The sequence below is a fragment of the Paenibacillus sp. RC334 genome (assembly GCF_030034735.1).
Classification (GTDB): Bacteria; Bacillota; Bacilli; order Paenibacillales; family Paenibacillaceae; genus Paenibacillus; species Paenibacillus terrae_A.
Map to the genome: position 1 here is coordinate 4,995,026 of NZ_CP125370.1, position 22,903 is coordinate 5,017,928.

11 protein-coding genes, 13 tRNA genes, 4 rRNA genes and 1 pseudogene are annotated in these 22,903 nt (G+C 47.6%); 2 read left to right on the forward strand and 27 right to left on the reverse strand.

The features are described from left to right. Positions 1-569: 569 nt before the first annotated feature. The 26 genes from glmS to QMK20_RS23005 form a co-directional block, all read right to left on the reverse strand. On the reverse strand, positions 570-2,402 hold the full coding sequence (gene glmS, locus QMK20_RS22880) for a glutamine--fructose-6-phosphate transaminase (isomerizing) (protein ID WP_283653453.1): 1,833 nt from the start codon (positions 2,400-2,402) through the stop codon (positions 570-572). A gap of 632 nt (positions 2,403-3,034) precedes the next feature. Then, positions 3,035-4,375: a phosphoglucosamine mutase gene (glmM, locus tag QMK20_RS22885; RefSeq protein WP_014278283.1), complete on the reverse strand. Its 1,341-nt coding sequence runs from the start codon at positions 4,373-4,375 to the stop codon at positions 3,035-3,037. Positions 4,376-4,433: 58 nt separating this feature from the next. Beyond that, positions 4,434-5,903 (reverse strand): CdaR family protein, encoded by a 1,470-nt coding sequence (locus tag QMK20_RS22890; protein ID WP_283653454.1) that lies wholly within the window; start codon positions 5,901-5,903, stop codon positions 4,434-4,436. Beyond that, positions 5,900-6,733, reverse strand: coding sequence for a diadenylate cyclase CdaA (cdaA, locus tag QMK20_RS22895; protein WP_283653455.1), 834 nt, complete (start codon positions 6,731-6,733; stop codon positions 5,900-5,902). The genes QMK20_RS22890 and cdaA overlap by 4 nt, the downstream gene beginning before the upstream one ends. 221 nt (positions 6,734-6,954) lie before the next feature. After that, positions 6,955-7,575: a zf-HC2 domain-containing protein gene (locus QMK20_RS22900; protein WP_283653456.1), complete on the reverse strand. Its 621-nt coding sequence runs from the start codon at positions 7,573-7,575 to the stop codon at positions 6,955-6,957. A 149-nt stretch (positions 7,576-7,724) separates the two neighbouring features. Beyond that, positions 7,725-8,291 (reverse strand): RNA polymerase sigma factor SigW, encoded by a 567-nt coding sequence (sigW, locus tag QMK20_RS22905; protein ID WP_149096482.1) that lies wholly within the window; start codon positions 8,289-8,291, stop codon positions 7,725-7,727. 189 nt (positions 8,292-8,480) lie between these two features. Further along, on the reverse strand, positions 8,481-11,273 hold the full coding sequence (ppc, locus tag QMK20_RS22910; RefSeq protein ID WP_283653457.1) for a phosphoenolpyruvate carboxylase: 2,793 nt from the start codon (positions 11,271-11,273) through the stop codon (positions 8,481-8,483). A 748-nt stretch (positions 11,274-12,021) separates the two neighbouring features. After that, a tRNA-Gly gene (locus QMK20_RS22915) sits at positions 12,022-12,092 on the reverse strand. A 9-nt stretch (positions 12,093-12,101) separates the two neighbouring features. Then, a tRNA-Pro gene (locus tag QMK20_RS22920) sits at positions 12,102-12,175 on the reverse strand. A gap of 18 nt (positions 12,176-12,193) precedes the next feature. Continuing rightward, positions 12,194-12,270, reverse strand: a tRNA-Arg gene (locus tag QMK20_RS22925). A 5-nt stretch (positions 12,271-12,275) separates the two neighbouring features. Further along, a tRNA-Gly gene (locus QMK20_RS22930) sits at positions 12,276-12,350 on the reverse strand. Between the two features lie 10 nt (positions 12,351-12,360). Next, positions 12,361-12,441, reverse strand: a tRNA-Leu gene (locus tag QMK20_RS22935). 11 nt (positions 12,442-12,452) lie between these two features. Continuing rightward, positions 12,453-12,528: transfer RNA gene (locus QMK20_RS22940), tRNA-Lys, on the reverse strand. Between the two features lie 4 nt (positions 12,529-12,532). Further along, positions 12,533-12,607, reverse strand: a tRNA-Gln gene (locus tag QMK20_RS22945). A gap of 55 nt (positions 12,608-12,662) precedes the next feature. Beyond that, positions 12,663-12,738 (reverse strand) — tRNA-Val (locus QMK20_RS22950). An 11-nt stretch (positions 12,739-12,749) separates the two neighbouring features. After that, positions 12,750-12,821, reverse strand: a tRNA-Glu gene (locus tag QMK20_RS22955). An 8-nt stretch (positions 12,822-12,829) separates the two neighbouring features. Beyond that, positions 12,830-12,902: transfer RNA gene (locus tag QMK20_RS22960), tRNA-Thr, on the reverse strand. Positions 12,903-12,907: 5 nt separating this feature from the next. After that, positions 12,908-12,980: transfer RNA gene (locus tag QMK20_RS22965), tRNA-Asn, on the reverse strand. Positions 12,981-12,999: 19 nt separating this feature from the next. Then, positions 13,000-13,116 (reverse strand): 5S ribosomal RNA (gene rrf / locus QMK20_RS22970). A gap of 154 nt (positions 13,117-13,270) precedes the next feature. Next, positions 13,271-16,200: ribosomal RNA gene (locus tag QMK20_RS22975) — 23S ribosomal RNA — on the reverse strand. A 265-nt stretch (positions 16,201-16,465) separates the two neighbouring features. Continuing rightward, positions 16,466-16,541 (reverse strand) — tRNA-Ala (locus QMK20_RS22980). A gap of 21 nt (positions 16,542-16,562) precedes the next feature. Further along, positions 16,563-16,639, reverse strand: a tRNA-Ile gene (locus QMK20_RS22985). 38 nt (positions 16,640-16,677) lie between these two features. Further along, positions 16,678-16,794: ribosomal RNA gene (gene rrf / locus QMK20_RS22990) — 5S ribosomal RNA — on the reverse strand. Between the two features lie 159 nt (positions 16,795-16,953). Beyond that, a 16S ribosomal RNA gene (locus QMK20_RS22995) occupies positions 16,954-18,511 on the reverse strand. Together the 16S, 23S and 5S rRNA genes with 13 tRNA genes alongside form the textbook arrangement of a ribosomal RNA operon. Positions 18,512-18,950: 439 nt before the next feature. Next, the gene (locus tag QMK20_RS23000) at positions 18,951-19,181 is read right to left on the reverse strand and encodes a hypothetical protein (protein WP_013312131.1); all 231 of its coding nucleotides are present in this window, start codon (positions 19,179-19,181) and stop codon (positions 18,951-18,953) included. Positions 19,182-19,375: 194 nt separating this feature from the next. Then, positions 19,376-19,990 (reverse strand): stage II sporulation protein M, encoded by a 615-nt coding sequence (locus QMK20_RS23005; protein ID WP_283653458.1) that lies wholly within the window; start codon positions 19,988-19,990, stop codon positions 19,376-19,378. Positions 19,991-20,089: 99 nt separating this feature from the next. Here QMK20_RS23005 and pdaB point away from each other — a divergent pair, with 99 nt between their 5' ends. Further along, a complete protein-coding gene (gene pdaB / locus QMK20_RS23010; protein ID WP_283653459.1) occupies positions 20,090-20,869 on the forward strand; it encodes a polysaccharide deacetylase family sporulation protein PdaB in 780 nt (259 codons plus the stop codon). Between the two features lie 106 nt (positions 20,870-20,975). Further along, positions 20,976-21,715, forward strand: a pseudogene (gene gerD / locus QMK20_RS23015) (spore germination lipoprotein GerD). 34 nt (positions 21,716-21,749) lie between these two features. Here gerD and QMK20_RS23020 read toward each other — a convergent pair. After that, a complete protein-coding gene (locus tag QMK20_RS23020; protein WP_283653460.1) occupies positions 21,750-22,856 on the reverse strand; it encodes an Mrp/NBP35 family ATP-binding protein in 1,107 nt (368 codons plus the stop codon). Positions 22,857-22,903: the final 47 nt, after the last annotated feature.

Below are 22,903 nucleotides of genomic sequence, written 5' to 3' on the forward strand. Positions count from 1 at the left end.
AATTGAGCGTTATTATTTCGAAATAACATGACCTAATAGACAAGTGGTGATTGAAAAGCTGAGTTAGAAGGCAAAGGGAAAAGCCGTAAGAGAGAATCCACGTAATCGCTATGTGCCTACTCCTTCCCTAAAAGGAAAGATGCACGACAACAGTTCGTGGTGCACTCTCTACAGACGGAGAGAAAACATGCGGTATCCAACCCGCGGATATCAGACTGCTCACCGTTGATAGCTTTTGCCTTCTAGTTCAGCTTGTTCAACCCCCGTGTTAAAAAGGGAATGAAGAGGAAACCAGGTGGAGTTTCAACCGCTGATTGACAGGTCTCGTTCATATCAGCGATTGGAACAACGGTCTGTTCGCGGAGCGTCCACCCATGTGCTCACGCGCAGCCTACTCAAAAAACCAAGGGGCGTCCCAAGCAGCCATTTCATGGCTTTTGGGACACCCCCTTTTGATTTTACTAAAAGTGATTCTTTTATTATGTTTCCTTGATATTTAGTACACAACTTTATTGTTTAGTACATAACTTTATTGTCTGTAGACATTTGTGTTTAGAATTTACTAAAGCTTATTCTACAGTAACACTTTTCGCCAAGTTACGTGGTTTGTCAACATCATGACCCAGTGCAAGGGAAGCGTAGTAAGCCAGCAGTTGGAGAGATACAACCGAAATCGCAGCAGACAGGATTGGAAGTGTCTTCGGAATTGCAAATACCTGATCCACGGACTTCAACAACTCAACAGCGTGCTCTTCGTACGTAATCGCAAGAACGTCTGCGCCACGTGCTTTCACTTCCTTGATATTGCTCACGGTTTTCTCCAACACGGATTCCTGTGTTACCAAAGCGATAACCGGAATACCGTCTTCGATCAATGCCAATGTGCCATGCTTCAGTTCACCCGCAGCATAAGCCTCGGAATGAATGTAAGAGATTTCCTTGAGCTTCAGGGAGCCTTCCTGTACTACAGCATAGTCCTGACCGCGACCAATAAAGAACAGATGCTTGTGGCTGGCAATTTGCTCAGCATAGGCTTTGATCGCATCTGCTTTACCCAGCATTTCTTCCACCTGCTCTGGCAGTGATTCCATAGCAGCCAACACTTGAGCTACTTGCTCATCCGTTTGTGTGCCACGTACTTGAGCCAGATACAGACCAAACAGGTAAAACGCAACCAACTGCGAAGAATATGCCTTGGTGGAAGCTACGGCAATTTCAGGTCCTGCCAGTGTAACCAACACATCATCTGCATCGCGGGCAATGGAGCTGCCAACTACGTTTGTAATCGCCAGTACATGAGCGCCGTTCGCTTGTGCTTCACGCAGTGCTGCCAACGTATCGGCAGTTTCACCGGATTGACTCACTACGATTACCAATGTCTCTGGTGTTACGATTGGCGAACGATAACGATACTCGGAAGCCACATCGTTTTCCACCGGAATACGAGCCAGGCTTTCAATAACCGTACGACCAATCAAACCAGCATTGTAGGCTGTACCACAAGCAACGATTTGAATATTGCGAATATTTTTAATTTGTTCTTCTGTCAGCTTCAACTCAGGAAGAACAACTTTTTTAGCTTCTTTGTCGATTCGGCCCAACATCGTGTCACGGTAAGCCTTAGGCTGTTCGTGAATTTCTTTCAACATGAAATGCTCATAGCCGCCTTTTTCCGCTGTTACAGCATCCCATTCGACATGAATCATTTCCCGAGAAATAAATTGGCCTTCGATTGTCATTAATTCGACGGCATCACTGGTCAAAACAGCCATTTCGCCATCGTTCAAAATAAATACATTGCGTGTATATTTCAGAATAGCCGGAATATCGGAACCGATAAAGTTCTCGCCTTCTCCCACACCGATAACCAGCGGGCTAGCTTGACGAACAGCTACCAGCTTATTAGGCTCGTGCTCTGTCAGCACACCCAGTGCAAAGGCACCGCGCATAAAGGTAATTGCTTTTTGTACCGCTTTGACGATATCCCCTTGATATTCGCGCGCAACCAGATGGGAAATAACTTCCGTGTCCGTTTCGGAAATAAAGGTATGACCTTCGCTGATCAGCTGTTCTTTCAGTTCCAGATAGTTCTCAATAATCCCGTTATGAACCACGGAGAACTTTTGGCTCTCATCCAAATGCGGATGGGAGTTTTCATCTGAAGGCTTACCGTGTGTTGCCCAACGTGTATGCCCGATACCTGCATGGCCTACCAGCGGCGCACCATCCAGCTTCGCTTCCAGATTCGCCAGACGACCTTTAGCCTTGGCTACTTGCAGTCCTGAATCTGTAAACACGGCAATACCCGCAGAGTCATAACCGCGGTACTCCAGCTTTTTCAATCCGTCAATCAATACCTCTTGCGTATTCTGATCACCAATATATCCTACAATGCCACACATATTCGTTATCCTCCCGATCATCATTTCACAGGACGACTCATCACAGGACTAACGTGTGCGGTAGATTGAGGAATAAAGTTCATTCATCTATGAAGTTGTCAATGATAACTATAGAAAATTACAGGCATCTCTTCACGAATGTAACGAAATTCCCAAACCGCGCACGCCAATGATGATGGCCGCACATTCATGAAATGAATCTTATAATTTAGGTTATAAAATAAAAGCATCTATCGGTGCGTTGTGTAAACAGTTGCCTGCTTATTTTCCGCTGCCGATTTACGGCTCGATGCTTCACCGGAAGGTCCCCGCCGAATGTTTCGAACACCCTCACCTCGTCAGCTCGCTTTGCCGTGAACCTATCTGTTAGCAACATCATCCCAACTGGATAATCTGCTTCACCAACAAGTTCCCCCGCGCAAAATCAAGCTCTGGCGCTTGTATTACATTACCTTACAACCCTCGCTTTCTCTATCTGAGTCACAGCATCCTTATATTATATTCAGCTCAGCAACATTTGGCAATGACACTTTATTCATATTTGCAAGTTCAGGTAAGTATTCAATTAAAAATAATATTTGCAAACGCGGTCGCCTGCTTACTTTCAACAGGCAACCGACGTTTACAAAATTTTAAACCAATTCTTTTTTTACAACATCTACGATCTGTCCGACAAACTGCTCCAGCTCATCCTTATCCGGCCCTTCAGCCATAACACGAATAAGCGATTCTGTACCGGAAGCACGAACCAATACGCGTCCATTATCACCCAATTGCTGTTCCACCTGCTCAATCGCTTCTGCAATGGCAGGATTGCCCTCGTAATTGCGTTTGTCCTGTACACGCACATTAACCAGCACTTGCGGATACTGCTTCATGAGCGATTTCAGTTCACTCATCTTTTTACCGGAAGCTTTCAGGGTATCCACCAGTTGAATCCCGGTCAACATGCCGTCGCCCGTCGTATTGTAATCGAGGAAAATAACGTGACCAGACTGCTCACCGCCCAGATTAAAGCCGCCCCGGCGCATTTCTTCCATCACATACCGGTCACCAACCGCAGTTTTTGCAGTCTTGAGCGCCAGCTTTTCTGTTGCTTTGTAAAAACCAATATTACTCATCACAGTCGATACAATAGTGCTGTCCTTGAGCTTTCCAGCGCGGTTCAGCGCATCCCCACAGATACAAAGGATATAGTCGCCGTCTACCTCTTCACCGTTTTCATCAATCGCGATCAGACGGTCTGCATCGCCGTCAAAGGCCAGACCAATGTCGGCTTTCAAACGGCGTACTTCCTCTTTCAGCTTTTCAGGATGAGTTGAACCGCAATGATCGTTGATATTCAGCCCGTTTGGCTCCGCACCGATGGTGTGCACTTCGGCTCCCAATTCCGCAAAAAGCTTCGGCGCCAGCTCATAAGCCGCTCCGTTCGCACAATCCAGTACGATTTTGAGCCCTTCAAAAGAATGGCTAATCGTTGTTTTCAAAAACTCCAGATAATCGTAGCGAGAATGCTCGTCTACAACAACCGTACCTAATCCGCCACCAATTGGACGAGGCAATTGATCCTCCTTGGCATCCATCAGCTCTTCGATTCTCAGTTCCGTTTCATCTGTCAGTTTAAACCCGTCGCCGCCAAAAAACTTAATGCCGTTGTCTTCCACCGGATTGTGGGAAGCCGAGATCATTACACCAGCGTCCGCTTTCAATTGACGTGTAAGATAAGCGACTCCCGGCGTTGAAACGATACCCAGACGAACCACATTAGCCCCGATAGACAGCAAACCGGCTACAAGCGCCGATTCCAGCATCAGACCGGACACCCGTGTATCCATACCGATAACAACTGTTGGTTTTTCTACATTCCCTGCTAAAACATATCCGCCGCAACGGCCAATACTATATGCCAGTTCTGCTGTAAGTTCCTGATTAGCAATGCCTCGTACACCATCTGTACCAAAATATTTCCCCATGATAATGACTCCCTTTTTTGTCTAATGAACCTTAAATATTTACTACAGATAAATCATGTTATGGCTGACCGCTCTCCGGGGTTCCATTTGCAGAAGAATCTGCGCCGTTATGAGGATTTGTTTTATCCTCCGCAGCCGCATTGTCCCCGGGTTTCGCATCAGAGGAGCCGCCTTGACCGCTCTGGCCCTCCTGTGGCCTCTCCTGCCCCTTATTACCGCTGCCGGAAGGGGTTGATTCATTCCCACTGCTTGGATTCGTTACAGCCGGCGTTGAAGGGCTCTCAATGTTCACCGTTGCCGTTAGCTGGCTGGCGTTTCCGGATTGCGTAATGTATTTGGGCAAGCCTACCTTCAAAGCAACCTCATGCTGACCAGCCTCCAGACCACTCACGTCTGCAACCAAACTAATATCATCGTTGGTTAAATTGCTGATCATATCCTGCGGCCCCTTCACAGTAACATCCATCGTCTTGTCTGCAGGCGTTGTAATCGTCGCAGTCGTCCCGTCTGCTGCCCCCTGCACAACAATCGGAATGCCTGACAATGTTCGCTCCGCATCGGTCACCTGATTAGATGGCACAACTGTCACCTGAATTTGTATCGAGCCAGGCTCGATTTTATCAGAACCGGCGGGCGCTGCCAAATTAGCTTGAACTGTGTGGGTCCCTGCTTCCGTTAATTGGCTCAGATCGAGTGTAGCCGTAACATAGGAGCTAAGGCTGCTCAAAACATCCTGCGAGGCGTATACGATCGCTTCTTTTACATTTGCATTTACTTTGGAAAGCGCCAAACCGTTCGGCAGCTCTCCGGAATAGACAATTTTCACAGGCACGGACTTCGTTTGCTGGGTTACCGGGATTTCAACAGACACTGTGGAAGGCTCAATAACCGCTCCTGTAAGTTCCTGCCCCTTTTTGTTGTAAGCCTTCAGCTTCACCCGTTTCTGTTCAAACTTCTCCGAGATTCCCTCCGTATCAACAGCCCCCTGCACCGCAGCCACTGTACTCAACTGGCTTTTAGGCAAGGTGACCTTCACCGTTTGAGGGGCAACCACAGGCTCTCCGAGCTGCAAGCCGGTATCCGGTTTACCCTTGGAAACAATAGAAACATCAAATGATTTCGTTTGCTTTTCCTCAATCGTGACTGTCACACGACTAGGAGTCATAGATACCAACTCCACGCCATTGGGCAGATTCGCTACGAGTGGCAAGGTTTTGGTGCCTGCTCCCAACCCACTTAAATCCAATTGGGCCTGGTAATTATCTGCGAAAAAAGAAGTCAGCACGGAACGCTGTCCTCTAACCTCCATCTTCACATGGTCAGTATCCATTGTAGATAATACATATTTTGACTCATCCAGACCGCTGGCCTGAATACCTACATTATCAATCACTTTATTATCATAAGAAACGGTCAGCGTGGACGAAGGCGTACCTGTATCCAGATGAACCATTCCCCACAGCAGGACGGCAACCGCGAGTGCCAATATTTTAGAAATCGTATTGTTGTTAATCCATTTGTCCATCATGAATTTCCACGGCCTCCCCTCCGATTCCAGAATGAGCCGCGTTTTTCCTTCAAAGTCGGTGTCGGCCGCAGCTCCTCATACAGCTTGGATATTAAGGATTCTTCTTTAATATCGCGCACGACCTGCCCATTGATAGCCAAAGAAATTTGCCCTGTCTCCTCTGATACCACCACAGTTACGGCATCCGTTACCTCACTCACCCCAATCGCTGCCCGGTGACGAGTTCCCAGCTCCTTGCTGATAAACGGATTTTCCGACAGTGGTAAGTAACAGGCCGCAGAAGCAATCTGCTTATTTTGAATAATAACTGCACCATCATGCAGAGGCGTATTTGGAATAAAGATGTTGATAAGCAATTCGGAACTGACCACTGCCTGTGTCTTGATACCAGACTCCGTGTATTCGTTTAGCCCCGTTTCGCGTTCAAATACGACCAAAGCCCCTATTTTTCTACGTGATAAATAATTCAGCGCCTTAATCATTTCCCCGATTAACTTGTTTATCTCCTCATCATCCGCAGACGAACGCCCAAACAGCTTGCCTCGCCCCAGTTGTTCCAAGGCACGGCGCAATTCAGGCTGAAAAATAATGAAAATAGCTACCACACCAAAGGTGAACATCTGATTCATCAGCCACTTGAGCGTATACAGATCAAACCACGTGCTAACTGCCCAAATGACGACCAGGAACAGAATTCCTTTAAGCAATTGAACTGCACGCGTTCCGCGAACAAGTAAAATAAGCTGATACATAATATAGGTTACGATCAGGATGTCGATAATATCTTTAATGGACTCTTTCCAAGTCAGGTCCGCGAAATAATCCAACATGCGCATGCCCCCGCAATTTTCTGTAGTGAGTGAGTGTAATATGTACACAGTATGTTCTCTCTATCTAGGTTATAACGATAAGGCCCGCGTTGCAAGCCGCACGACAAAAGAACCACTAAAATCAGTAAAATACAGTACAAATCGCCAGCTTCATATACAAAAAAAGCGCCTTTTCCAGCGGAAGAGGCGCTCGATATCATTCTTGCCAGTTCAAGCTTCTTTTATGGAGAGAACGTATCTCCGAACAAATCAGTAACTTTATACCAAATCCAGTCCAAGGTTTGATCAATACTTTTGACCTGTCCTGCAATGTGTGCTGTAGACGCTTGATAGTAAGAACCGTCAATTACAGTTACATTGCCTTCCACATCGCCATATACCCGAGCCTTGCCATTTTGCACGGTCAAATCTCCAGCAATGGATTTACCCTCAGGCACAATTACAGTATCCCCTTGAATAACAACCTGATCCAGATGGCTTCCCTTGACTACCAATTGATGGTCTGTGGTTGAAAAGCTTGCCATACTTGAGCATATAATAACAAGAAAGAAAGCTGCGGCCGTAACAGCCGGGTGCCTTTTTACCCAAGTCAGCATAGGCACAATTGGCGCTCTTCTATGCGGCGGCAAAGCATTCATAATGCGAAGTGTCAGCTCATCCGATACACACGGCACTTGATGCCGTGTACCATAAAGCATCGCATCCGTCCGCTCCAGCTCTTTAAAACGCATGCGGCATTCCGGGCAGGTGAACAAATGATGCTCTAATTCCTGTTTGTCCTGCTCGGACAGGTCGCCATCCAGATAGTCATGCATAAAAGAGACGGCTTGTTTGCAATCCATATGAGCCAATCCTTTCTAATATTCTTCCGTGTTTCTCTACATAACATGCTCCGGCTTAGAAACTTTGCTCACTTTACATACGCTACAACGAGCAATATGTTTCACAAAAACATCTGTGCGAGCACTTTTCAAGACCCTGAACACATGATTTACAGCTTGTGCTCCAATTTTTTGCGTAGAAAATCCCGGCCCCTGTGAACCCTTGTCTTAATGGTAGTGACCGGAAGATTAAGCACATCGCTAATTTCCTGCAAGGAAAGCTCCTGCAAGTAACGCAAAACCATAATTGTCCTGTATTTGTCTGGAAGGCTGTCAATGGCATTATGAATTAAGGATTGTGTCTCGGACAACAGCGTATGGCCCTCAGGTGTGAGCTCTTCGCTGGCGAGCATTGCATAGCCATCCACACCTTCCTGCTCATTCATCTCAGCATCCAGTGAATATGTAGGCTTTCTCCTTCGCAGACGATCAATGCACAGATTCGTCGCAATCCGGTAAATCCAGGTTGAAAACTTCTGCCCATGATCATATTTTTCCAAATTACGATATACACGCAAAAAAGTTTCCTGCACCAGATCCTCCGCCTCATGGCGATTACCTAGCATCCGGTAGGAAAGATGAAAAATCCGATCTTTATATAACTCGACTAACTCCGCAAAAGCTCGCTGATCACCTTTCTGCACCAGCCTAACCAAGCGGCTTTCCATATTATCCACTCTATACTCCCCCAGACTTGCTGATGGGTTGCTCATTACATTGTTATGATAATTCATCGTAGTTCAATTTTATTGGAAAATCAACTGTAGCGTTGACCCAATAGGACTCCTGCTCCGTCATATGCATGCAGACAGCACAATCGGGCACCCATAAGCGCCCGATTGCCTGTATTCATGCGCCAAGCTGTATCAGCCTGTGTTTCTCAGCCCTGCGGCGATTCCGTTAATGGTTAACAGTACCTCACGCAGCAGCTCCGTATCGTCCCCGTTCTGGTCACGCAGTTCGCGTAGCTCACTAAGCAACTGAACTTGCAAGTAGCTTAACGGATCGACATAAGGATTACGCAGCCGGATGGACTCCTGAATTACCGGCACATCGTCCAGAATTTCCGATTGTCCTGTTATTTTCAAAATCAGCTCGGACGTCAGCTTGAATTCCGCTGAAATTTGTCCGAAAATGCGCTGGCGAGCCTCTTCATTATCGGACATCCCTGCATATTCCTCTGCAATCAGTAAATCCGCCTTCGCAATCGCCATTTGCAGTGTATCAATAAGGGAGCGGAAGAAAGCTGATTCCTTAAACATTGTTTGCAGCACCTTGAGGTTATCCTCATTGTTCTGATAGAAGCTTTGCAGCCCAGTTCCGGCCGCGTACCAAGCAGGCAGCAAGTAACGGCTTTGCGTCCATGCAAAAACCCATGGAATTGCGCGCAAGTCCTCAAAACGTTCACTGTTCTTACGCTTGGACGGACGAGAGCCGATATTCAGCTCACCCACCTCAGGCAATGGCGTTGATTCCTTGAAGAAAGTGAAGAAATCAGGGTCGCGGAAAATCAAATCCTGATACTTCTCCAGCGATACCTCGGAAATACGGGCAATGATCTCTTCCCAGCTCTCCTCGAACACTTCCTTCTTACCGGAACGGTTATATGCTACTGCGGTAATCAGAGCTGACGTTGCCTGTTCCAGGCTCCGATAAGCGATGCCCTTGAGCGAGTATCTGGATGAGAGTACCTCACCCTGCTCCGTAATCTTGATGCCGCCTCCGATCGTATGAGGAGGTTGGGCCAAAATGCTGCGATTAAGCGGCATTCCTCCGCGTCCCAGTGCTCCCCCGCGTCCGTGGAAAAACTTCACTTTTACGCCGAACTCATTAACCACTTCCGTAATGCTGTTCATCGCAACCCGAAGCTCCCAGTTCGCCGTCACCACACCGCCGTCCTTGTTACTATCTGAATATCCCAGCATGATTTCCTGAAGCTGATCCATTGCTGCCACAGATTGGCGATATACAGGCAAATTCAGCAGCCTCTTCATAATACTAGGGGCAGCATGCAGATCATCTATCGTTTCAAATAGAGGAACGGATTGCAGTGTACATACGACTGTGCCATCTTTCTCGATACGGAACAGACCCACTTCTTTAGACAGCACCATAACTTCCAGCAAGTCGCTTGCTCCCTGAGTCATACTGATCAAGTAGCTTGTAATGGATTGCTTGCCAAATTCCTCCTGAGCCAGATAAATCGTACGATATACATCAAGACATTCCTGCGTGCTGTCGCTATATTTCAAATACGGCGACGTGATCGGACGAGGCTCGTTCAGCAGCTTTTCCAGCAGGTCTATTTTTTCTTCCTCAGGGAGCTTGCCATAATCCGCAACAATATTCATTTTAGAGAGGATTTCAGTCATTGCATTTTCATGCTCCTGACTATGCTGACGTACATCCAGCGTAGCCGTATGGAAGCCGAACAGCTCTACCTGACGAATCATCTTTTGAATATAAGTATCTGCCACATAATCCGCAAAATGATGACGCAGGCTGTCGTCAATAACGTTCAGATCCGCAATAAGCTCTTCAGCAGAGCTATAACGTTCCTTCGTGCCCTGCTTGCTTTCATCCAGGATATTATTCACCTTGGCTATCATGTAGGCCAGCTTGATGCGATAAGGCTCTTTTTCGTTATGCCACACTTCCATCTTTTTAAGCGTAATATGGGTCCGGTCTTCCTCAATAGAAGCCAGCAAATCATCAGAGACACGTATAATGCTAGTGCTAAAGCTCAGATAACCCATAAATTCCTTCAGCGTGTGCTGATATTCTCTCAAAGCCAGCTTACGCTGCATACGTAACGTTTCCCAAGTAACATGAGCCGTAACAGACGGGTTGCCGTCCCGGTCCCCACCGATCCAGGAGCCAAATCTCAAATAGGTCGGAATATGCCATTTCTGCTCAGGATAATATTTGCCTAAACATCGTTCCAATTCTTGGTATACGTCCGGCAGCACATGAAACAAAGTCTCATGAAAATAATACATCCCGTTTCTAACTTCATCTAACACAGTTGGCTTACGATCACGAAGTTCGTCTGTCTGCCATAGTGTAATCACTTCATTCAGCAGATTTTCCCGCACCTGTTCCCGCTCCCGCAAGGTAAGCATAGGATTATCCAACAGCATGACGTCCTCGGAAATGCGCTTGTGAATGTCCAAAATCACCCGTCGCGTGGCTTCTGTAGGATGTGCGGTCATAACCAGCTCCAGTGAAAGCTCCTCCAGCAGACTGCTAACGTCCTCAGCCGAAAATCCACCCTGTTTAAGCTCCTGAACAGAGCTTTCAATTGAACCACGTTGAACATCTTCACCAGCAGAATGCTCATAGTCCCGTTTGCGGCGGATACGATGATTTTGCTCGGCAATATTCACTAACTGAAAATAAATCGCAAACGCGCGAATAACCTGGTGACGAATGTCCGTATCCAGTCCGCTAACGATTTGTTTGAAATTCTCATACAACTCCGGCTGATACCCGGCACGTAACGATTTACTTGTCTCACGTATCTTTTCCACGATATCCAAAAGTTCGTTGCCACCCTGATGAACCAAAACCTCACCAAGAATATTCCCCAGAAAACGAACGTCCCGCCGTAGCAGATTGTTGGATTGGTTTTTGTTAGCGGTTAACGTAAGCTCAGTCATGCTTTTCCCCCCATCTGATCTGTTCACACCAAATACAGCTTTGTTGCAAAGGTACGTATACACACGAAATTTGACACTTTCTTAACATCATACAATAAAAACGCGTGAAAAGCTGCAAAATTTACAGTAAAAAGTCACGCTTTTAAAATACTTTTTTTGAGAATATATTGGTTTTTTATGCATAAAAATGAAATTTAATAAACGAAATTTCTTTATGGCCTAGAGAATCATCGAAACTTTATGCACAGGTGTTATAAACAGCATGATTTCCTAAACAAAAAAACATGCATCATTATGTGCATATGTTTATTATTTGTTGACAAAGTGAAACCCAATAAGCTTCTATCCACAAAGATATACACAAATCAACCATAATTTCAATATTTCCGAGCTATTTTTCCTTCCAGACTCAGCTATACCCACATAAAAAGAAGCCATTGTGTACAACTCAATACAGCTGCCTTGGAGTTATCACCATGAATCCGGATCGTTAATGGTCATAGGATTCCTATATCGAAGGAATTTGATCACAAAATTAGCCTTACTACAGGAGAAAGGGATACGTAAAAGGGGAAATACGGGATCTGGGTGTTAAAAGTAACGAGCGCCTATGTACAATATGCACAATATGCACAAGTCATCCCCAACTGTGCATGACAGGAGATTTTTGCAATAACCTATACACAGAGAAAGCTCATGTAATGTGGACAAAATAAAAAGAAGCCTCTCGGCTTCTAGGTAATCAGTAAGCGGGTGATGGGAATCGAACCCACGCTATCAGCTTGGAAGGCTGAAGTTCTACCATTGAACTACACCCGCAAATTAGTATCGGGATGACACGATTTGAACATGCGACCCCCTGGTCCCAAACCAGGTGCTCTACCAAGCTGAGCTACATCCCGACGTATAATTTTTTAAAATGGCGCGCCCTGAGAGATTCGAACTCCCGGCCTTTTGATTCGTAGTCAAACGCTCTATCCAGCTGAGCTAAGGGCGCAAATATGGAGCGGACGACGGGAATCGAACCCGCGACCCTCGCCTTGGCAAGGCGATGCTCTACCGCTGAGCCACGTCCGCAAAAACAAGATGCGCGTGGAGGGACTTGAACCCCCACGTCAAAGACGCTAGATCCTAAGTCTAGTGCGTCTGCCAATTCCGCCACACGCGCATGTAATAAAATGGTGAGCCATGAAGGATTCGAACCTTCGACACCCTGATTAAAAGTCAGGTGCTCTACCAGCTGAGCTAATGGCTCTTAATGGCTGGGGATATAGGATTTGAACCTATGCATGACGGAGTCAAAGTCCGTTGCCTTACCGCTTGGCTAATCCCCAATATGCATATGATTCACAATTCCCCAACATTTCAACCAGGTAAGAGGATGAAATATGGTGGAGGCTGAGGGGCTCGAACCCCCGACCCTCTGCTTGTAAGGCAGATGCTCTCCCAGCTGAGCTAAGCCTCCATACTATCCTATGACCCGTAGGGGAATCGAACCCCTGTTACCTCCGTGAAAGGGAGGTGTCTTAACCGCTTGACCAACGGGCCCTAACACAAGCTCTCAACCGGGTTCGAACCGGTGACCTCATCCTTACCATGGATGCACTCTACCTGCTGAGCTATGAGAGCAAAGGCTCCCCGAACAGGACTCGAACCTGTGACAACTCGATTAACAGTCGAGTGCTCTACCAACTGAGCTATCAGGGAATAGTAATCATAAGGATTCGCTTGGCGACGTCCTACTCTCCCAGGACCCTGCGGTCCAAGTACCATCGGCGCTGGAGGGCTTAACGGTCGTGTTCGGGATGGGTACGTGTGGAACCCCTCCGCTATCGCCACCAAACATGAATTTGTAAAACAAATTCTTCCGTACAGGTATTCGGTTCATCACTAACCGTGTGAATGAATAGCCCTGCGCTTGTCGTATGTATCTTCTACATACCTTCAAGGTGTTACACCCTGAAAACTGGATCCGAAACTCCATTGCGTCTTATACTTAGGATAAGCCCTCGACCGATTAGTATTGGTCAGCTCCATGCATTACTGCACTTCCACCCCCAACCTATCTACCTCGTCGTCTTCAAGGGGTCTTACTAATTGGGAAATCTCATCTTGAGGGGGGCTTCACGCTTAGATGCTTTCAGCGCTTATCCCTTCCGTACATAGCTACCCAGCGGTGCTCCTGGCGGAACAACTGGTACACCAGCGGTACGTCCATCCCGGTCCTCTCGTACTAAGGACAGCTCCTCTCAAATTTCCTACGCCCACGACAGATAGGGACCGAACTGTCTCACGACGTTCTGAACCCAGCTCGCGTACCGCTTTAATGGGCGAACAGCCCAACCCTTGGGACCTACTTCAGCCCCAGGATGCGATGAGCCGACATCGAGGTGCCAAACCTCCCCGTCGATGTGGACTCTTGGGGGAGATAAGCCTGTTATCCCCAGGGTAGCTTTTATCCGTTGAGCGATGGCCCTTCCATGCGGTACCACCGGATCACTAAGCCCGACTTTCGTCCCTGCTCGACTTGTAGGTCTCGCAGTCAAGCTCCCTTCTGCCTTTGCACTCTTCGAATGATTTCCAACCATTCTGAGGGAACCTTGGGGCGCCTCCGTTACTCTTTAGGAGGCGACCGCCCCAGTCAAACTGCCCACCTGACACTGTCCTCGTACCGGATCACGGTACCAAGTTAGAACCTAGATACGATCAGGGTGGTATCCCAAGGATGCCTCCTCTCAAGCTGGCGCTCAAGTCTCTTAGGCTCCCACCTATCCTGTACAGATCGTACCCAAATTCAATATCAAGCTGCAGTAAAGCTCCATGGGGTCTTTCCGTCTTGTCGCGGGTAACCTGCATCTTCACAGGTATTAAAATTTCACCGGATCTCTCGTTGAGACAGCGCCCAAGTCGTTACGCCATTCGTGCGGGTCAGAATTTACCTGACAAGGAATTTCGCTACCTTAGGACCGTTATAGTTACGGCCGCCGTTTACTGGGGCTTCGGTTCATAGCTTCGCCCTAAAAAGGACTTACCACTCCCCTTAACCTTCCAGCACCGGGCAGGCGTCAGCCCGTATACTTCGCCTTGCGGCTTCGCACAGACCTGTGTTTTTGCTAAACAGTCGCTTGGGCCTTTTCACTGCGGCCCCCCTCGGGCTATTCACCCTACCGAGGCACCCCTTCTCCCGAAGTTACGGGGTCATTTTGCCGAGTTCCTTAACGAGAGTTCTTCCGCGCGCCTTAGAATTCTCTTCTCGCCTACCTGTGTCGGTTTGCGGTACGGGCACCTTCTCCTGGCTAGAGGCTTTTCTTGGCAGTCTGAGATCATGACCTTCGCTACTGTAATTTTCGCTCCCCATCACAGCCCAGCCTTACGATGTGCGGATTTGCCTACACACCAGCCTCACTGCTTAGACGGACATCCATCAGTCCGCGTCACTACCCTACTGCGTCACCCCATCGCTCATAACGGATTACGGTGGTACAGGAATTTCGACCTGTTGTCCTTCGACTACGCCTATCGGCCTCGCCTTAGGTCCCGACTTACCCTGAGCGGACGAACCTTCCTCAGGAACCCTTAGGCTTTCGGCGGATCTGATTCTCACAGATCTTTTCGTTACTCATACCGGCATTCTCACTTGAATGCAGTCCAGCGCTCCTTACGGTACACCTTCAACCCGCATTCAACGCTCCCCTACCCCTGATGCAAAGCATCAAGCCATAGCTTCGGTGGCGTGTTTAGCCCCGTTACATTTTCGGCGCAGAGTCACTCGACCAGTGAGCTATTACGCACTCTTTCAATGGTGGCTGCTTCTAAGCCAACATCCTGGTTGTCTGTGCAACTCCACATCCTTTCCCACTTAACACACACTTGGGGACCTTAGCTGATGGTCTGGGCTGTTTCCCTTTCGACAATGGATCTTAGCACTCACTGTCTGACTCCCGGAACCAAGTCTATGGCATTCGGAGTTTGACTGAGCTTGGTAACCCTTGCGGGCCCCGCACCCAATCAGTGCTCTACCTCCACGACTCTTATTCCGAGGCTAGCCCTAAAGCTATTTCGGGGAGAACCAGCTATCTCCGGGTTCGATTGGAATTTCTCCGCTACCCCCACCTCATCCCCGCATTTTTCAACATGCGTGGGTTCGGGCCTCCAGTGCGTGTTACCGCACCTTCACCCTGGACAGGGGTAGATCACCCGGTTTCGGGTCTACGTCCACGTACTAACTCGCCCTATTCAGACTCGCTTTCGCTGCGGCTTCAGCTCTTCACCTTAACCTTGCACGGGAACGTAACTCGCCGGTTCATTCTACAAAAGGCACGCCATCACCCATAGATCGGGCTCTGACTTCTTGTAAGCACACGGTTTCAGGATCTATTTCACTCCCCTTCCGGGGTGCTTTTCACCTTTCCCTCACGGTACTGCTTCACTATCGGTCGCCAGGGAGTATTTAGCCTTGGCAGATGGTCCTGCCGGATTCATACGGGGTTTCACGTGCCCCGCACTACTCGGGATCCGTCTCGGAGGGAACGGGTTTTGAACTACAGGGCTTTTACCTTCTCTGGCGGGCCTTTCCAGACCTCTTCATCTAACCGGTTCCTTTGTAACTCCATGTGAGACGTCCCACAACCCCAAGGAGCAAGCTCCTTGGTTTGGGCTAATCCGCGTTCGCTCGCCGCTACTGACGGAATCACTATTGTTTTCTCTTCCTCAGGGTACTTAGATGTTTCAGTTCCCCTGGTATGCCTCTGTTCTGCCTATGTATTCAGCAGAAAGTGACTGTCGATGAAGACAGCCGGGTTTCCCCATTCGGACATCCCCGGATCAAAGCTTGCTTACAGCTCCCCGAGGCTTTATCGTTGTTCGCCACGTCCTTCGTCGGCTCCTGGCGCCTAGGCATCCTCCGTGTGCTCTTTGTAGCTTAACCTAGATTTTTCTTTCAAAGAAAGAAAATATCGATGTTCGATAAAGAATGATGTTTACCAAAGGCAAAATATCTTTCCTTACCTGCTACCTTTATTTCACTTGTTTACACAAGATCAGCGTAAAGGAATATTCTAAAACGCAATTTCGTTTCGGTATCCAGTTTTCAAGGTGCAATACAGTTTCTTCGAAACTGTAACCTGTGTGATTATCGCTCAAACTCCGAAGAGTTGATGATCATCATGCAGTTTTTTTGATGAAGTTGTAATTGGTGGAGCCAAGCGGGATCGAACCGCTGACCTCCTGCTTGCAAGGCAGGCGCTCTCCCAGCTGAGCTATGGCCCCAAAGAGTAATATAAAGTTATATGGTGGGCCCTAGTGGACTCGAACCACCGACCTCACCCTTATCAGGGGTGCGCTCTAACCAGCTGAGCTAAGGGCCCATAATAAACCACCAAAGAAATTCTTCTTTAGTGGTTGCGCTTGGCGACGTCCTACTCTCCCAGGACCCTGCGGTCCAAGTACCATCGGCGCTGGAGGGCTTAACGGTCGTGTTCGGGATGGGTACGTGTGGAACCCCTCCGCTATCGCCACCAAACGTTTGAGAGTTTAAGCTCTCAAAACTGAGCAACGAGTGAGTCGCTTTGGATATTCATTTCATTCACACAGATGTGATGAACCGAATTGAATATCCGTTCGCAGGTACATTGTACCTGCTGAGTTGAATGTTTCCATTGCAGGAAACGATTCTCCATAGAAAGGAGGTGATCCAGCCGCACCTTCCGATACGGCTACCTTGTTACGACTTCACCCCAATCATCTACCCCACCTTCGGCGGCTGGCTCCCTTGCGGGTTACCCCACCGACTTCGGGTGTTGTAAACTCTCGTGGTGTGACGGGCGGTGTGTACAAGACCCGGGAACGTATTCACCGCGGCATGCTGATCCGCGATTACTAGCAATTCCGACTTCATGCAGGCGAGTTGCAGCCTGCAATCCGAACTGAGACCGGCTTTTCTAGGATTCGCTCCAGATCGCTCTTTCGCTTCCCGTTGTACCGGCCATTGTAGTACGTGTGTAGCCCAGGTCATAAGGGGCATGATGATTTGACGTCATCCCCACCTTCCTCCGGTTTGTCACCGGCAGTCTGCTTAGAGTGCCCAGCTTGACCTGCTGGCAACTAAGCATAAGGGTTGCGCTCGTTGCGGGACTTAACCCAACATCTCACGACACGAGCTGACGACAACCATGCACCACCTGTCTCCTCTGTCCCGAAGGAAAGATCTATCTCTAGACCGATCAGAGGGATGTCAAGACCTGGTAAGGTTCTTCGCGTTGCTTCGAATTAAACCACATACTCCACTGCTTGTGCGGGTCCCCGTCAATTCCTTTGAGTTTCAGTCTTGCGACCGTACTCCCCAGGCGGAATGCTTAATGTGTTAACTTCGGCACCAAGGGTATCGAAACCCCTAACACCTAGCATTCATCGTTTACGGCGTGGACTACCAGGGTATCTAATCCTGTTTGCTCCCCACGCTTTCGCGCCTCAGCGTCAGTTACAGCCCAGAGAGTCGCCTTCGCCACTGGTGTTCCTCCACATATCTACGCATTTCACCGCTACACGTGGAATTCCACTCTCCTCTTCTGCACTCAAGCTCCCCAGTTTCCAGTGCGACCCGAAGTTGAGCCTCGGGATTAAACACCAGACTTAAAGAGCCGCCTGCGCGCGCTTTACGCCCAATAATTCCGGACAACGCTTGCCCCCTACGTATTACCGCGGCTGCTGGCACGTAGTTAGCCGGGGCTTTCTTCTCAGGTACCGTCACTCTTGTAGCAGTTACTCTACAAGACGTTCTTCCCTGGCAACAGAGCTTTACGATCCGAAAACCTTCATCACTCACGCGGCGTTGCTCCGTCAGGCTTTCGCCCATTGCGGAAGATTCCCTACTGCTGCCTCCCGTAGGAGTCTGGGCCGTGTCTCAGTCCCAGTGTGGCCGATCACCCTCTCAGGTCGGCTACGCATCGTCGCCTTGGTAGGCCTTTACCCCACCAACTAGCTAATGCGCCGCAGGCCCATCCATCAGTGACAGATTGCTCCGTCTTTCCTCCTCCCCCCATGCAGGGAAAGGATGTATCCGGTATTAGCTACCGTTTCCGGTAGTTATCCCAGTCTCATGGGCAGGTTGCCTACGTGTTACTCACCCGTCCGCCGCTAGGTTGTTTTAAAAGCAAGCTTTTAAAACAACCCCGCTCGACTTGCATGTATTAGGCACGCCGCCAGCGTTCGTCCTGAGCCAGGATCAAACTCTCCATTAAAGACCAACCGAAGCTGGTTTATAGAAAGAGCGATATGCTCATTTTGAAACTGACGAGATAAAATATCTCATTGTTCGCTTCCATTTTATACAGCCTGACGGCATGTACCAAAATCTCAGCGTTGGATTTTGCAAGCAAAATCCGTACTCACTCGTTGTTCAGTTTTCAAAGATCAAACCTTCTTGTTCTCTTGTTTTCGTTCTTACTTTGTTTCATCACCGCGTCTCAGTGGCGACCTTTATAATATATCATTACTTTTTAAGATTTGCAAGAGTTTTTTTAAATTTCTTTTTTCGAGCAAATTCCTTAAAAAGGAACGAAAATTAATTTACCATGAATCCTAAATAGAGTCAATACTTATTTTGATATCAGAAAGTATAAACTTCTTAAGAGTTAACTTCCTGATATCTCTGGATTTATAAGTTGGCTCTTATATCTTTTATTGTTTGGTTTGCGGGACGCGCCCTCTACGGGCATATTTGGATAGTTCCTTGGCGGGTGCAAAGCGGGCGTACATGCGGAAAACTGTTTTATACCGAAGCGCTATCGCATAACGAATATCCTGATCCAATCGGGTATCGCTCATATCAAGCAGCATTTCATCAAGTTCCTTACGAAGAACATAATCCAGTTCCTTGCATTCTTTTTCGTTAAACAGCATTCCCAGCATATGACCATACTCCCTTATCAGCTTATTATATAGTGCTTATATTTGCCCAACTATTGTTCCAGTCTTTACCTGTTTTTAAACTCAACTGCTAAGGTTTCAAACTTATTCGGATTTAATTCCATGTTTTCTCTTTGGGCTCTCCCCTTTGTTATGTTCAATTTTCAGGAAAAATATAAATAACCGACCATAATATTTTAATGTGACATTAAACGATATGTTATTCCACTCTCAATTGCAGCTGCAATAAGCAGCAGAACAACGGACCATATAGACACCCTCAACGTCTGTTTCATAAAGAGCTCCCACGTTTGGGCAAGCCCTTTTCGTTTCAAACCTATGCCTGCACTGATCGAGGACATTACTTGCCCCCCAAACTTCAAACCGAAAGCACAGGCGATAATTAAAACAGGTAATTCAATCACACCATGCGGAAGCAGTCCTTTTACAATAACCTCATACAAGCTTCTGCCCATATCCGTCTGTAAGTGTACGACAAACCCCAAAACCATCCCATTCATAATCAAAAATACAATCGGTACGATTCCAAATAAAGACCCGATAAATATAACCAGCACACACTTGATCGCATTATTGAAAAAGATGAACACAAAAAAGCTCCATTGAGGATGTTCAGACTGTTGTAAACGCTGAGCCACTTCCCCCAACCCTGCCATTTGTTGAGCCAATATGGATTGAATAGCGCCTGTACTTAACCAACCCACCAGAATACTTATGCAAAACAGAAATGCGGAAACTAAAATCAACCGTCTTGTAGTGTGTAAATCGTGAAGAAATGCTTTTAATCCCATCAGATCAATCCCTCCTGTTAGTCCAATGGCATAATTGACAACCCCAGGCATAGCTTTAAGTAAACAAGCACTTCTATGATGAAAGGGGCGTTATTAACCATGAATTCTTTTTTCTATGTACTGAACGGCAAAAAAATTAAACGGTTCTTTATCGTAGCAGCGGCGGCCATTTTCGCTATTGGGGTTATTTATGTTGAAACCGATAATGTTACCGTTTTTTCCGAGGAAGCACCAGCGGCCATTTATAGTGTACCCACAGACAAAAAGCTGATCGCTCTTACCTTTGACATTAGTTGGGGAGATAAGCGTACTGAACCCATCCTAAAGGTTCTCAAGGACAAAAAAGTGACCAAGTCCACCTTCTTTCTTTCTTCCCCATGGAGTAAAACGCATCCGGAGCTTGTGAATCGGATTAAAGACAGCGGATATGAGATCGGCAGCCATGGACATAAACATGAAAATTACAGCAGTCTAAGTGATGAGGACATTCGTAAGCAGATTTCAACAGCCCACACCACGTTGACTGAGCTGACCGGGCAGCCGCCGAAGTTGATCCGTATGCCTAATGGTGATTTCGACAAAAGGGTTCTTCAGGTCGCCAGCACTTTAGGCTACAAAACAATCCAGTGGGACACGGATTCTTTAGATTGGAAAAACCCAGGTACTCAGGTCATTATTGACCGTGTTGTGAAGAAAGCACATCCCGGCGACATTGTTCTTCTGCATGCCAGTGATTCCTGTAAACAAACTCATGAAGCGCTGCCCGTCATTATCGACAAATTGCGTGCGCAAGGTTATGAATTTGTAACTGTATCCGAACTGCTTCAACAGGGCACAGTAAAAGGCAAAGAGGTTCGTGATCAGGCCATGGGGCTTTAAGGAGTTATTTTACAACGTTCTCAACAAAAAACCAAAAGTCAGGCGACATATTTCACCTTATCCATTCGCATACTATCCACATTCATGATGAAGGAGGAATACGGCCATGAATTGGACTCGTTTGCGATTAGTCAGCATGATATGTGTACTGGGCGTTGCGCTGACCGGCTGTGGTTCGGACCAGAGCTCCGCGCCTCCCCAGAACAGCTATAAAGAAATGAAAACGATGGTTGTCGATATTTTAAAAAGCGATGACGGGAAAAAAGCAGTGGAGGAGGCTTTGACGGGAGAAAGCAGCTCCTCCAAAGAAGGGCAATCCGGTCAAGGCAGCGAAAGCGGTGGATCTGGGGGAGGTTCCGGCGGCGGCAGTATGGGGATGAAAATGATTATGCCCACACAGTCAGCAGAACAGATGAAAATCGCAGTCAAGGATACCCTGGTTTCTCCGGAATACAAAAAGGAAATCGAAAAAATTATGACTGATCCGCGCTTTGCCGGTGAATTTGCCAAGGCCATCAACAGCCAAAGTAAGCAACTTCATATGCAACTTATTAAAGACCCTTCTTATCAAAAATCTATTGAAGCGATGCTCAAATCTCCAGAACTGACCAAAATGTATATGGATTTAACTAAAACCCCTGAATACCGCAAACAATCTATGACGGTTATGCACGATGCGATGCAGAATCCTATTTTCCGACTTGAGGTCATGAATTTACTCAAAACTGTCGTACAAGAAGAGCTTCAACCCAAGGTTGAGAAAAAAGTGGTGGTCAAGACGGATCAAGCGGTGAAAAACAAGGTGGCGGTAGTGGTGATAGCAGCGGCGGACAAGGAGGTCAATAATAAAAAGGCTGGTTCAGCAACCAGCCTTTTTTTCTTATTCAGATTCGGCGTGTAGCGTCGTAATTTGAGTGGCGATATCGTTATAGATCGCTCCCGTTGCCGATTCGGATTTATATACAGATGGTGAGAAATCCGCCTCTGACGGATGGTTATCTGGAATACCCAGCGGAATTTGCGCCAGCAGCTTTGTATGAAGGGTGTCCGCCAGCATAGCCCCACCTCCACGGCCGAAAACATAGTCCTTCTCTCCGGTAGAGGATACATAATAGGACATGTTCTCCACAACGCCAATGACCTTATGATCCGTTTGGAGCGCCATTGCTCCTGCACGTGCGGCGACAAAGGCTGCCGTGGCATGAGGGGTAGTCACAATAATTTCTTCACTCTGAGGGATCATCTGGTGTACATCAAGCGCTACATCCCCGGTTCCCGGTGGTAAATCAAGAATCATATAATCCAGCTTGCCCCATTCCACATCGCTAAAAAACTGTCTGAGCATTCTTCCCAGCATGGGACCTCTCCAAATCACGGGGTTGTTCTCCCTGACAAAAAAGCCCATAGACATAATCTTGATGCCAAATCGCTCCACCGGCTGAATAATACCGTCTTCTACGGTAGGAACGTCCTCGACTCCGATCATATCCGGTACGCTAAATCCATAAATGTCAGCATCAATCAAACCCACACGTTTGCCCTGTCTAGCCAAAGCAGCCGCTAAATTTACAGCCACCGTCGATTTACCGACACCCCCTTTTCCGCTGGCAATCGCAATAAATCGTACGCCAGATGCCGGATTCAGCAGCTCATGTTCTTCCATACCAACAGCATGTCCCTTGGTCAAAACCGGGTCAGCCACTTCCTCCGCATTCTCTCCCGTGTGAATGGCGGATCTTTCATGCTCAGACGCTTCACGGATACGAATATGAATATGGTTCAGCCCCGCTCCTTCCAACGTCTGTCTGATTTCCCTCTCCAGCTCTACCCTCGCCCCTTCCTCTGGGTTCAGACTAATCGCGGTCAAGGATACACGATCCTCTTTAATAACAACATCCCGAATAAAATGAAGATCGACCAAACGATGACCCGTGTGAGGCTCTCGTACCTGTTGAAGTAGCTCTATAACTTGCTCTCTGGATTGCATGAATAATCAGCACCTCTGCTTCAATGAATTTACGTAGTTGTAAACAC

What these genes read in the sequence shown, in the direction of transcription:
- glmS (WP_283653453.1), bottom strand. Translation starts at nt 2,402, where the DNA reads ATGTGTGGCATTGTAGGATATATTGGTGATCAGAATACGCAAGAGGTA.
- glmM (WP_014278283.1), bottom strand. Translation starts at nt 4,375, where the DNA reads ATGGGGAAATATTTTGGTACAGATGGTGTACGAGGCATTGCTAATCAG.
- QMK20_RS22890 (WP_283653454.1), bottom strand. Translation starts at nt 5,903, where the DNA reads ATGATGGACAAATGGATTAACAACAATACGATTTCTAAAATATTGGCA.
- cdaA (WP_283653455.1), bottom strand. Translation starts at nt 6,733, where the DNA reads ATGTTGGATTATTTCGCGGACCTGACTTGGAAAGAGTCCATTAAAGAT.
- QMK20_RS22900 (WP_283653456.1), bottom strand. Translation starts at nt 7,575, where the DNA reads ATGGATTGCAAACAAGCCGTCTCTTTTATGCATGACTATCTGGATGGC.
- ppc (WP_283653457.1), bottom strand. Translation starts at nt 11,273, where the DNA reads ATGACTGAGCTTACGTTAACCGCTAACAAAAACCAATCCAACAATCTG.
- QMK20_RS23000 (WP_013312131.1), bottom strand. Translation starts at nt 19,181, where the DNA reads ATGCTGGGAATGCTGTTTAACGAAAAAGAATGCAAGGAACTGGATTAT.
- QMK20_RS23005 (WP_283653458.1), bottom strand. Translation starts at nt 19,990, where the DNA reads ATGGGATTAAAAGCATTTCTTCACGATTTACACACTACAAGACGGTTG.
- pdaB (WP_283653459.1), top strand. Translation starts at nt 20,090, where the DNA reads ATGAATTCTTTTTTCTATGTACTGAACGGCAAAAAAATTAAACGGTTC.
- QMK20_RS23020 (WP_283653460.1), bottom strand. Translation starts at nt 22,856, where the DNA reads ATGCAATCCAGAGAGCAAGTTATAGAGCTACTTCAACAGGTACGAGAG.